General features: G+C 49.1%; 12 protein-coding genes. 3 read left to right on the top strand and 9 right to left on the bottom strand.

Annotation, left to right across the window (positions count from 1 at the left end; translation table 11 throughout):
* The first annotated feature begins 18 nt into the window (after positions 1-18).
* Positions 19-810 carry a DUF455 family protein gene (locus BDT_RS09740; protein WP_015091067.1) on the top strand — a complete coding sequence of 264 codons (792 nt, stop codon included), beginning with the start codon at positions 19-21 and terminating at the stop codon, positions 808-810.
* Here the strand turns inward: BDT_RS09740 and BDT_RS09745 are convergent.
* The 9 genes from BDT_RS09745 to BDT_RS09785 all read right to left on the bottom strand — a co-directional run bounded on the left by BDT_RS09745 (position 807) and on the right by BDT_RS09785 (position 9,884).
* Positions 807-1,832 (bottom strand): lipid A deacylase LpxR family protein, encoded by a 1,026-nt coding sequence (locus tag BDT_RS09745; RefSeq protein ID WP_235046075.1) that lies wholly within the window; start codon positions 1,830-1,832, stop codon positions 807-809. The two genes, BDT_RS09740 and BDT_RS09745, sit on opposite strands and share 4 nt — an antisense overlap.
* Positions 1,825-2,562, bottom strand: a complete 738-nt coding sequence (locus tag BDT_RS09750) for a pseudouridine synthase (protein WP_015091069.1) — start codon at positions 2,560-2,562, stop codon at positions 1,825-1,827. The genes BDT_RS09745 and BDT_RS09750 overlap by 8 nt, the downstream gene beginning before the upstream one ends.
* Positions 2,559-2,948 carry a 6-carboxytetrahydropterin synthase gene (locus BDT_RS09755; RefSeq protein ID WP_015091070.1) on the bottom strand — a complete coding sequence of 130 codons (390 nt, stop codon included), beginning with the start codon at positions 2,946-2,948 and terminating at the stop codon, positions 2,559-2,561. The genes BDT_RS09750 and BDT_RS09755 overlap by 4 nt, the downstream gene beginning before the upstream one ends.
* On the bottom strand, positions 2,945-3,691 hold the full coding sequence (locus BDT_RS09760; protein WP_015091071.1) for an SDR family NAD(P)-dependent oxidoreductase: 747 nt from the start codon (positions 3,689-3,691) through the stop codon (positions 2,945-2,947). Before BDT_RS09760 ends, BDT_RS09755 begins: the two co-directional genes overlap by 4 nt.
* 260 nt (positions 3,692-3,951) lie before the next feature.
* Complete coding sequence (locus BDT_RS09765; RefSeq protein ID WP_015091072.1) at positions 3,952-4,173, bottom strand: hypothetical protein; 222 nt, start codon at positions 4,171-4,173, stop codon at positions 3,952-3,954.
* Between the two features lie 179 nt (positions 4,174-4,352).
* Positions 4,353-5,744 carry a hypothetical protein gene (locus BDT_RS09770; RefSeq protein WP_015091073.1) on the bottom strand — a complete coding sequence of 464 codons (1,392 nt, stop codon included), beginning with the start codon at positions 5,742-5,744 and terminating at the stop codon, positions 4,353-4,355.
* A gap of 179 nt (positions 5,745-5,923) precedes the next feature.
* A complete protein-coding gene (locus BDT_RS09775) occupies positions 5,924-7,126 on the bottom strand; it encodes an EAL domain-containing protein (RefSeq protein WP_015091074.1) in 1,203 nt (400 codons plus the stop codon).
* Positions 7,127-7,138: 12 nt separating this feature from the next.
* Positions 7,139-8,602, bottom strand: a complete 1,464-nt coding sequence (locus tag BDT_RS09780; RefSeq protein ID WP_015091075.1) for a peptide ABC transporter substrate-binding protein — start codon at positions 8,600-8,602, stop codon at positions 7,139-7,141.
* 115 nt (positions 8,603-8,717) lie between these two features.
* A complete protein-coding gene (locus BDT_RS09785) occupies positions 8,718-9,884 on the bottom strand; it encodes an acyl-CoA dehydrogenase (RefSeq protein WP_015091076.1) in 1,167 nt (388 codons plus the stop codon).
* A gap of 353 nt (positions 9,885-10,237) precedes the next feature.
* Here BDT_RS09785 and BDT_RS09790 point away from each other — a divergent pair, with 353 nt between their 5' ends.
* Positions 10,238-10,900, top strand: coding sequence for a site-2 protease family protein (locus tag BDT_RS09790; RefSeq protein ID WP_015091077.1), 663 nt, complete (start codon positions 10,238-10,240; stop codon positions 10,898-10,900).
* A 146-nt stretch (positions 10,901-11,046) separates the two neighbouring features.
* Complete coding sequence (locus BDT_RS09795; RefSeq protein WP_041577573.1) at positions 11,047-12,045, top strand: segregation and condensation protein A; 999 nt, start codon at positions 11,047-11,049, stop codon at positions 12,043-12,045.
* The last annotated feature ends 2 nt before the right edge of the window (positions 12,046-12,047 follow it).

Here is a 12,047-nt window from a genome sequence, read left to right on the forward strand (position 1 = left end):
CGGGATGTAAAAGGGGCTATGTTCAGTTTTTTGGTCCCTGATGTGTGGGAAAAAATAGACAATATCGAAAAATCCTGTGAGGAAGCATTTAAACTCACTCAACCCTGGACTCAGATGCCTGAAGATCCGGCAAGGGACGTCCTTTTGCTGCATCCAAAGCTTCACCCCCCGAAAAAGGGCTTTTCTTCTGCTGAAGGGCAGGCCCGCATGCTGCACGACCTGGCCAATATCGAACTTCAGGCCATGGAGCTGGGTGTAAGAACCCTGACCGAGTTCCCGGACGCCCCCCAGGGCTTCAAAGAAGAGCTGGTGGCCATCACCATCAATGAATCCGAACATCTGCGCATGTGCCTGGAGGGTATTGAATCCCTGGGGTTTAAATGGGGCGATTGGCCGGTGCACTCCGCACTTTGGCGTGCGGTCGGTGCTGAAGACACCTTGTTGGATCGTATCCTGATCGTGCATCGTTATCTTGAAGGCAGCGGCCTGGATGCCGGGGATACTTTGATCCGCCGTCTGGAAGGCCTGGGGTCGAATGGCCCGATTCAAAAGATCGTAAAACAGATCAATCACGACGAAATTGGCCATGTTAATTTTGGTTCTGAATGGTACCGCGAAATCTGCCGTCAGGAAAAGATGGATGCCGGCGAGGACTTCTTTAAGCGCATGGCGGATTTGCGTCTGCGTTTGCCCAAGCGAATTGAGCCGGTGAACCGCGTTTTACGCTCCAAGGCCGGTTTCACGGATGAAGAGATTCAGTATTTTGAAAACCTGCGCCTTGATTTCATGAACAAGGACAAAAAGCCCTAATCCAGATCGTGGTAATACGACAAGGTCATGGACGCGAAGCTGTGGAAGTTGTCTCGTTCTTCAAACTCGGGTGAAACGGTCACAAATCTCCAGATAAAGCTGAAGTTCATGTACTGCACACCGTAACCAAATTCCGTTTCGGCGACAAAGGGTTTGCGGGTCACATGCGGGCCGTTGTGAAAGATACTGCCGTCGATAAAGATGTTATGCCCCACCAGATTTCCGCGGGCGGCACCGTAAACATATGCCCGCCATGGCAGATCGGCTTTGCTTTCGCGTGGATCTTTGATCATGTCACCATCTGAAGCTGAGGGGCGGGTGGGACCAAAGTCGTTCGGTATATTGACTCCCAGTCGTCCAATCACGCCGGTGTGTGCAGCAACCAGGGCATTGCCCAGGGATCCTCCGACATAGGGAATCACGTCAAACATGCGGCCGGTGGTTTTATCCAGCACATCGACAAAGCGCACTTTCTGAAAGTAGGAAGCCTGCACGATCGGCTCGGTGTCGATTTGATTGTCCCAGCCTTGTGCTTCGGGCACATCGACAATGTGGTGGAATCCATTTTGAACCTGTTCGCCCATGGCCGGAGGCCCGACGATACCGATATCAAGCTCCAGGCTGTGGCTGTGGGTTTCGGTTTTGTAGTTTGCTGTAAACCCCAGGTACAGCCAGGCCGCATAGGGGCGGTCATCCAGAATAGGTTCTTTGGTGTCGGTGTTTTCCGGAGTGTAGATTTTCTGATTCAGGGAAATGCCGAAGTTGGTGGTTGATTGCTCAAGTTCCTTCTTGAGTCCCTGTGACCACTCCGTCAAAGTGGGTGCCCAGGATGGAATGGTGTCTTCGGCATAGATGTAAGCAAATCTAAAACCGCTTGAATAATCATCATCGGAGTTCGGTCCGCCCATGCGGCGGGTGTCGTTTTCAATCGTTGCGCTGTAGGATTCCCCTTTGCTGGCTGCGATCGCCAGCGGGTTGAATCCTGCAAAAACCAATGCAGCCAGCAGCAATGCCCTAATCAAGACGTTCGTCCTCTTCAAGGAAGCGCCATTGGCCTTCAGGAAGCTGACCCAGGCGGATTTTCCCAATGCGCACACGTTTTAGGCCTGTGACTTTCAAGCCCACCAGTTCACACATGCGACGGATCTGACGTTTTTTACCTTCCTGCAAAACAAAGCGCAGCTGATCTTCATTCAGCCATTCGACTTTGGCAGGTTTAAGCTTTTTGCCATCCAAAGAAAGACCGAAATTCAAAAGCTTCAGTTTATCCGGTGGCAGCTGACCTTGCACACGCACGATGTATTCTTTTTCGACCTTGGATTCTTCGCCGATGATTTTTTTTGCGATTCGTCCGTCCTGCGTAAACAGCAGCAAGCCTTGGGAATCAATATCCAGGCGACCGGCCACAGCCAAACCTTTGAAATGTTCTTCTTTCAGGCGGGTTTTGGAATTTCCGAACTGATTTTGTGCTGTGATCAGTTTGATCGCCGGCTGGTAGGGTGGTTCCGGTTGGGCGGAAACATAGCCTACCGGTTTGTTTAAAAGAATTGTAGCCAGACGTTTTTGTTGTTTCAGCGCCTGAGCTTCCAGTGTGATCTTTACATCCGGGCTGACCTTGGTGCCCAGCTGATCGATGATCTCGCCGTTGACCATCACCAGCCCGCGGGAAATATAATCATCAGCCTCGCGGCGGGAACAGATGCCTTTTTCAGCCATCAATTTGGAAAGGCGTACTTTATTGTCTTCGCTCATAGGCGGATCTCCGTCCAGATGTTGTCCATCTCGTAAAGGCGCAGATAAGAAATTTCTTCGGCCTTCACCTGACTTTTTAGTTTTTCCAGAAAATACAGACAGATGTTTTCTGTCGTCGGAATGTTTGTTTTAAATTCCGGAATCACGAAGTTCAAATGCTCGTGATCCAGTTTTGTCGTCAACGAATTCAGGACAGACTGATAATGATCGGCCTGCGTCTGCCAGTTTTCATTCTGACCGTGAAAGCCTGCTTCCAGCACATAGTTGTGCCCATGTCCGTACTGCGTGTAGCAGCGGCCAAAGGTTTCGCGGTTCTTTTGTTCATCCCATTGGGGTTGAGCATAAAAGTGCGCGGCGCTAAAGGGGCTTTTAAGGGTGATGATCATGTCAGATTGATTCCGCCGTCGACAGAAAGCACAGCCCCTGTGGTCCAGGAAGAAAGATCCGAGCCCAGGAAGTAAACCGCACGCGCGATGTCTTCAGGCTTTCCGATGCGACCCAAGGGTTGCAAACCGCCCATTTTATCCAGGGTCTCTTTTTTCTGATCGTCCGGCAAAGCATGGAACTGGTGAATCGGGGTGTCGACCAGGCCTGGGCACACGCAATTGGCGCGGATATTCAGAGGTCCGCCTTCCAAAGCCAGACTTTCTGTCCAGTTCACCAAGGCGGCTTTCACCGCTGAATAAGCGGAAGTCGGGCCTTGAGGGCGCAGTCCCAGTGTCGAGGAGATATTCACGATACTGCCGCCGCCTTGTTCTTTGAAGTACGGGAAGAAAGCGCGAACAATGCGCAATGGTCCCAACATGTTAACTTCAAACTGGCGACTCCACAGTTCATCGGATCCGGAGTCAGTGGTGTTGCTTTCATAGATGCCGGCATTGTTCACCACGCATTCCACGCGGTGGATTTTTGCGCCCATGACTTCACCCAGGCGCTTGTTCAAAGCCGCTTCATCAGACAGATCACAGGAGACGATGGAAGCACCGCTACGGCATTTCAAAGCCACGTCCTGCAGGCGCTCTTTGTTGCGACCCATAAGATAGACAAAGTATCCGTTTTTGGAAAATTCGATTGCGGTGGCGGCACCGATGCCACTGCTGGCGCCAGTGATAAGGACGGCTTTTTTCAAGTTGGACCCCCGAACCTCACTCCGGCTTCGTCGGAGTGCTAATAGATTTGAACTGGACTTATGGTAGCAAAAGAGGGGGCCGAAGAGAAGTTATGTCCATGCGCGAAGCGACGTCTATCGGAATAAAGTTCTTCTTTGTCGGTCTTTTGATCTTCGGGGCCTTTTTCAGCCATTTTTAAACCCGGCCACGCCACTAACAAATAAAAAAAAGCCGGGTGGGAGCCCGGCTTTTAACGGATGAATTTGAAATAGGAACAGTGTTAAGCCACTTTTTTTGCTGCCGTGTAGTGGTAGAACTTCTTGTCGAAGTCCGGCGCCTTCATGCCTTCTTTGGTGATCAGGCCGGCTTTAAACCAGTCAAAGTGTTCTGCACAGAAACCTGCTTTATCGGATTTCTTTTTGCAGCCTTCGCCGCAGCAGCGAGCAGATTCAAGGGAAACAACATTGTTTGGGATCTGTTTATCAAATTTTTTGTCAGCCATACGTGTGACCTCCAGATGAAATCTTAAGCTGGTTGATTGTCTTAAGACATAAGACTTATCGGCGAAGGTCTTGTGGACTTTAGGAAATCTTCTCAAGTTTAGAAGTCTCAAGTTGAGACACTTAATAGCGATTATAGAAGAAATGGCGGCAGGGAAAGCCGCCCTGCCGCCTTCATGGTTTAATTCACCGTGATCACATCGTTCACGTTAAAGTCACCGGGCATTTGCTTCAGGCCTGAGCCATCTTTTTGGATACGGAAGGTGCCCTCATTGGTCGTAAAGAAGACATGCTTACCCACGACATAGAAGGATTTGATGCCGGTTTGATTTACCAAAACTTCTGCTGTGGCGTTGGCAAAGTCTGTCAGATCAATACGTTGTAGTTTATTATCAGCTCCCAGGAAGAAAATAAAGTCCCCGGAAATAAAGCACGCAATGCTCGGTTTGATAACGCTGGAGTTAATGAATATGGACCATGCAGGCTGGGTGTTTTCTTGATAGCGGAATCGCTGGGTGACGGGAGCGGAAAGATCCACAGTCAATACACCCCTGCCAGTCACGATATGGCGTTTTTCCGAGTCGATAGTGTATTGTCCGCGGCATAGCAGGGTGCCGGTATCATAGTTCATGTTACTGGTGAAGGGTTTGATTTGTTCCACCGGCGTGTGTACAACTCCGGTCGGGTGAATATTTACTTCGCTCAGGGTGAAGTCCACATCTGTGATGGCAGGTGAGCTTGCTTGCAAATGATGGTACGGTCCGCTATTGGATCGTACCGAGAATAATTTCCCGTTGTGGTGAATATAAGAAAACTCCTGTGGGCCGCCATAGGGAGTGATTTGAACTTGGGTCATATCCCCATTGGGAGTCATAGCTATCGTTGGATAGTTTTCGTCGCCGTTGTCGAGGGTTCGTACTACTTGGGCTGCCACATTGTAGTTTTCATCAATCAGCATCGGCTCGCGGCTGCCGCCTTCGTCCGGAACATCTCCCTCATCATTCCACCACAGTGTTGACTGGGAGGTGAGGAATCGATCGCCTGGGATAAATGTGTAATTGGCAGGCAGGGTGATGTGAGTTTGAAGCTGTTTGGTTTCCAGGTTCATTCGTTTTAGATTTTTCAAATCACTGCTGAAAGCAAACAGGTGCCCATTAAACAAAGTGACGGATCGGGTATTGATATCCATTTCTTCCAGACGAATGATGGATCCATTCTGGATATTCACCAGACCGATAAAGGCATCCTGAATTACCACCAAAGCGTATTTCTTGGAAAGCCACTTTACCTGAGAAATGGACAGTTCAAGCTCATGTTCGATGCCTTGGTCATTCACCCAGATCTGGCGGGTGTATTCGCCAGAATCCAATAGATTATAAAGACGATCCATTTTTCCTGTGCTGGCTTTGGAAAGCCCTGTTGAAGAGGAATCCCCCGATGCGCGGAATAAAGCCGTCGTGCCATTCATTTTGAATGATGTGATGTCGCTGAGGCTGGAAGATTGATGGGCACTTTGCGGGGTGCATGCGGAAAGAACCAGTAGACCGGCCCACAGAAAGGAATTGTTTTTCATAAACGAACCTCTTTTCCCAGTACCTAAATTTTCGGCGGGACCGAGGTGTTTTTGCAGTCAAAATACGGGCAAAATCAGAGATGCTAAGTAGTGAAAAAAGCACACTCCGTATCAAATGAAGATATAAACTTAAAAGTATTTGCAAAAGAAAAAGCCCCTGGAAAAAGGGGCCTTGCCGGTTAAATCAGTTTCAGGAAGCGGCCCAGATCAACGGGTTTAGAGAACAAATACCCCTGGCCAAAACGAGCGCCCAGAGTTTCAAGCACCAGCGCTTCTTCGTGGTGTTCGATGCCTTCGGCGATGACTTCGATATCCATGGCGTGCGCCAAGTGGATGATCGAGCTGACGACCGCTTTGGATTTTGGATCACTCAGAATCTTCATTACGAATGAACGGTCGATTTTCAGAAAACTGATCGGCATCTGGGTCAGGTATTGCAGGCCCGAGAATCCGGTTCCGAAATCATCGATGGAAATCGCATAGCCCAGGCTGCGGCACTGGTTTAGAGCATCAATGGCGATCGCGCCATCCATCATGATTCTTTCGGTCATTTCAAGTTTGATGTTCTGGGTGTGCAGGTCATGCTTTTCGCGCAGATCTTCCAGATTGTTCACGAAATCAGAATGCGTGAACTGACGGCCGGAAATATTAATGCTCATCATGAAGTCATCAGACATGCGATCTTTTTTGTTCAGACGCAGCTGATCTTGAATGGTGCGCAGGTCTTTCAGGGCCTGATTGATAATCCAATGGCCAATCGGAATCACCATCGAAGAGTTTTCAATGATGTCGATGAAAAGATTCGGGGAAACCAAACCATGCTGCGGGGAGTTCCAGCGCAGAAGGGCCTCGCAGCCCGTGATGGTTTTGTTTTTAAGATTCACGATCGGCTGATAGAACAGTTCAAATTCCTTGTTCTGGAAAGCCTGGAAAATCTGATTTTCAAGTTTGATCTGATCCAGCGCACTTTGAGTTCCGTCATCACCCGCGCCTGAATTGTCGAATTCAGCTTCAGAAATACGGGAACCACCCGGGCCGCCGATGTTTTTGCGGCGCAGGCGTTTTAGCAATACACGCATCAAAAGCTGAACGACTTTGTCAGCAGTGGAAACGCGTTCCAAAACCTGTTGTTTGGTGACGATGGCCAGACGGACATCTTCCAAAGCGCGCACACTGGCAGAGCGGTTTTGATTGTCGATCAGGGCCATTTCGCCAAAGATTTCGCCTTCACCCAGGATAGTTAAGGGAATTTCCTCTTTGTCTTTGGTGATGTAAATCAGCACCCGTCCTTTTTCGATGATATAGGCGCAGTCACCTGCATCGCCTTCGCTGAAAATGATCTGATCTTTGTGGATGTCGACGGACTGAGCTGCTGCATTCATATGAGTTTTATTCTAGGGTCTTTGGTGCAGGTTGGACAAGTCCAGCTGATTCATTTGATTCAGTTTCCATCCCGTAAATTCAGGCTTGGCCAGCATTGAGAAATGAATGGCTCCCAGCGGGATCAGCAGGTGCTTTTTCATCAGGAAGTCCATGCCGGTTTGACACCATTTTTTCTGATCCTGGGGTTTTTCTGCCTTCGCAAGTGAGGACAAAATATTTTCATACTCTGTCGACTTCAGGCGGATGTAGTTTTCCGGGCTCAGCGGCGCAAATGTTTCTAAGGCTGCAAGACAGGTCGGACGATCCGGAGCCACGCCTTTACGGAACACTGCTGGAGGATTCTGCTGCAGAATTTGCAGATAGACTTTGTTTTCGCGGGACTCAAGATGCGTTTTCAGGCCGGCGTTTTTCAGCCACTGGTTTTGCATCCATTCCGTGGCGCGCTTGTGGTCTTCGCCCCCAAGGCTTGAGAACATCAAAGTAAAGGTTGAAGTGTTCTGAATCTTGGGAACTTTCTTTAAGTCAAAGTCGTAACAAGGCGCTTTTTCCGGAAACCAGGAATCCGGAACCCCCATGCAGCCGGGGCGCCCTTCAGACGAGAAAATCTTCTGAAGCTCTACGTAGTTCAAGGAATAGGTGAAGGCTTTTCTTAGGTCTTCTTTGTCTGCCAGTTCAGGTCCAAACCCCAGATAGTCCAGGCGGGTGACTGGAATCCAGTGAAAGTCCGGGCGTTTTTTATGGCTTGGAATGAATAACGTCGGGAGTCGGCGCAGAAACTGCAGTTCGTTCTTTTCATAAAGCTGCAAAGCCACGGTGTCTTCTTCAACGAACAAAAACTCCACATTCGGGCGTTGCGGGTGTCCGCCCTGATATGCCGAATTTGCCGTCAGGATGATCTTTTGGCCTTTTTTCCATTCAGCCAGTTTGTACGGACCGGAATAGGCGCCAAGGTCCGCTTTGGTGGGGGCCAGCAGGAAACTTGAAAGATTGTATTCAAAATCAGGGTCTGGATCCTGGAACTCAAAACGCAAAGTCAGGGCATCCGGGGCAAAGATTCCCAGATCAGCTGCTTTGGCTTTGCCAGCATAATAATCCTGAGCCTTTTTGATTTTGAAAAGCAAATCGGCACGCGGGGCTGCGGATTTGGGATCGAGAATCTTTTTATAGGTGCGCAGGAAGTCTTCGGACGTCAAAGGGGTGCCGTCGCTCCAGCGCAGATCTTTTTTCAGACGGCAGGTCAGATTCTTTTTCTTGTCACGGGTGCAGCCGCTGCCCAGATCCGGTACCAGGCCCTTTTGATCATCAAAGGTGAAGATATTGCGATACAGATTTCCCAGCAGATAGCTGGAGGCCGAAGTTTTTTGCTTATTCGGGTCAAGGCTTCCCGGTTCGTTGGAAAGGTGCAGGCGAAACGCCTTGGGGTTGGCAAAGGAAAGGACGGGAAAAACCAGAAGAAGTGCAAGGATGATTTTCATGCCTTTAAGATTAGCCTAAGGGCGGGATGAATTGAAGCACGAAAATTACCGGGAAAAATCATAAAAAAACGGCAGGGGATTCCTGCCGTTTTCGGGTTTCAACTTAAGGATTGAACTATTTGTCCAATTCCATTTTTGCAATCGTTTGCAACTGCATGTTGGTTGTACCTTCGTAGATCTGACCGATCTTCGCGTCACGCCAGAATTTCTCAACTGGATATTCTTTGGTGAAGCCATTACCGCCGAACAAGTCGATGGCTTTGGAAGTGATTTTCTCTGCCGCGCGGGAAGAGTACAGTTTAGCCATAGCTGCAGCTTCGATGAAGTCCAGACCTGCGTCTTTCAGGCGAGCGGCATTGTAAACCATCAAACGAGCGGCTTCCAGTTCAGTGCGCATTTCTGCCAATTGGAACTGAACGCCCTGGAAGTGAGCAATAGGTTTGCCGAACTGTTCACGGCCTTTTACGTAACCCAAAGCGGCTTCGTATGCACCTTGAGCGATACCGATCATCTGAGCGCCGATACCGATACGGCCTTCGTTCAGTGTTTCGATCGCGATTTTGTAGCCTTTGCCGACTTCGCCCAAAACGTTTTCTTTTGGAACTTCACAGTTTTCGAACAACAATTCGCAAGTGGAAGAAGCGCGGATGCCCAATTTGTCTTCTTTTTTACCAACTGTGAAACCTTTGAAGCCACGTTCAACGATGAACGCTGTGATGCCTTTGTAGCCTTTTTCCGGCGCCATGTTGGCAAATACGATAAAGATGTTGGCTTCGTTACCGTTGGTGATCCACAGTTTGGAACCGTTCAGAACCCATTTGTCACCTTTGTCTTCTGCTTTCAATTTCAATGCGAAAGCATCAGAACCGGAAGAGGATTCAGACAAAGCGTAAGCGCCCACGTCTTTGGAAGCCATTTGGCCCAGATACTTGGACTTCTGAGCTTCAGTGCCCCATTTAAGGAAGGCATTTGTTGTCAGAGTGTTTTGAACGTCTACAAGAACGGAAACAGAACCGTCCACGCGGCCGATTTCTTCAACTGCCAGGCAGGCCATGAAGAATGTGGAACCAGCACCGCCCCATTTTTCAGGAGTCTCGATACCCATCAAACCCATTTCGAAAAGCTTCGTCAGGATTTCTGGTTTCATTTTCGCTTCTTCGTCCATGTGAGTCACATGAGGTTTGATTTCGGATTCTGCAAAAGATCTTACAGCATCACGGAAAGCAATTTCATCCTCAGAAAGTACAGTCAGCGCCGGACGCGCATTTGTTGTATCAGACATCTTATTTCCCTTCGATCGGAAGCCCAGCCCCAAGGGCCTTACCTGCCTCTGCGGCTTCGGACAGTCCTCGCGGACGACCATTCCTTTGGAATGTGTCTGCTGCGGAACTCGCCGCATAGCCAGGTAAGGCCCTTGGGGCTGGGCTTCAGTTCTTGTTAAAACGTATTCAGAACCGTTTTAAAACAGTTTCTTAAAACGGGGGTCACGGTAGCTTTTTTGACTGATTTATTCAAGACCTTGGAATGACGAGAGCTTTTCTTTTAACAAGCTGTGTTAGACTGAATTGCACTTTAAATGTGCAAGTGTTTTATCGCACTAGACATGAGTCTAGGTGTGTTTTAGCGTGAGGTTGTATGGATATGATGGAAATCGGCGCCAAGATTGGTGTCTACTTTATTCCTTTTCTTTTTGCACTTTGCTTCCACGAGTTTGCGCACGGTTGGGTGGCGCGTCTACGTGGGGATAACACTGCGGAGCAGATGGGTCGTTTGACTCTGAACCCGGTGGCGCACATGGATTTGGTCGGGACGTTGATTCTTCCGATTGCGGCCATTGCGTTTTCGTCGCCGATCTTTTTTGGTTGGGCGAAGCCGGTGCCGGTGAATTCCCGCAATCTTAAGAATCCGCGCGTGGATATGTTCTGGATCGCTTTGGCGGGGCCGCTTTCGAACATCCTGCTGGCGCTGGTGGGCGCTTTTGCGATCGCTATGGTGGCGAAATACTACTCCTTCGGCATGTATGCCAAGGGTGCGGTGACGATTCTTCAGACCTTTATTGTGACTAATATGTTCCTGGCTGTTTTCAATCTTTTGCCGATGCATCCGCTGGATGGTGGCAAGGTGTTGGCGCGCTTCCTGCCTGCCAGCTTGAATTATAAGCTTGAACAGAATGAACACATCACCAGCATGGTTTTGATGGTGCTTGTGTTGACGGGGATGTTGCGCTTCCTGGCTGAGCCGGTTTACTGGAGTTCTCAGCACCTGATCAATCTTGCGTTGAGTGGGGTGGGAGTTTAAGGCTTTGCTGCGGCGCAAACACGTCGGGTGGGGGCCTTAAAGAGTTGTTGAATAATCCAAAGCCGCTTGATTCAATCTTCGGCGTTTGGACGGGGACTGCGAAGTGCGTTCCGGTTTTAGTGAAAGGGTAGAGGGGACCATCTTTCATGAGTATTACAGTACAGTTGCCTAAATTCGAAGGACCTCTTGGACTTCTTCTTTACCTTATCCGTAAAGAGGAAATGGACATCATGGATATCAAAGTCCATGAGATCACCAAACAATACCTTGAATATATCAAATTGATGAAAGAACTGGATCTGGAAGTTGCCGGAGAGTTCGTGGCCATGGCTGCGACTCTGATCCAGATCAAATCCCGCATGCTTTTGCCTCAGTACGACGAAAATGGCGAAGCTATCGAAGTTGAAGATCCGCGCAAAGAGCTGGTTCAGAAACTTCTTGAATACCAAAAGTACCAGGAAGCAGCGAAGCTTCTTTACGATCGCCCGTTGGTGGGTCGTGATGTGTGGTTGCGTGGAACCCGTGAAAAGCTGGATGAAAAAGAAGAGGAAATTGTTCTTGAGGACAACGCCCTGTTTTCTTTGATCGCCAGCTACCGTCGTATTTCCCGTGCCGTTAAAAAGAAAATTCACCAGGTGGCGGCGAAAGCCCAGTCCATCTCCAGCCGTATCCTTGAAATGAAGGATCGTCTGATTGTCGGTCAAAGAACCACAATGATGGAGATGGTGACGGCAACAGAAGACCGCGCCCGTCAGGCCCTGATCACCTTCCTGTCCTTGCTTGAACTGGGTAAAATGGGCTTTGTGGGTTTGTATCAGACCGAAGCTTATTCTGACATCTGGGTTGATACCAAAAAACCGATCGAAACGGACGTTTTGAGCCGTGTTGAAGAGTACGATTCCATGCGCGCTGATGAAGTCGCGGCAAAAATGATGGAAGAAACCAAAAAGATCGACGCTGATGAAGATCTTTTGGCAGAGATTGAAGAAACTGAAGAAGAAAACAACCAGCTGCAAATGGACTTGGGTGCTGGTCTCACAGACGACATCGCTTTTGTTGACACAAATGTTGATGATATCGCCACGGACGACGAAATCTTGGCTGCTGAGAGTGAATTGTTTAAAGATGACGTGACGGAAGTGTAGAG

Source organism: Bdellovibrio bacteriovorus str. Tiberius (genome assembly GCF_000317895.1).
Taxonomy (GTDB): Bacteria; Bdellovibrionota; Bdellovibrionia; order Bdellovibrionales; family Bdellovibrionaceae; genus Bdellovibrio; species Bdellovibrio bacteriovorus_F.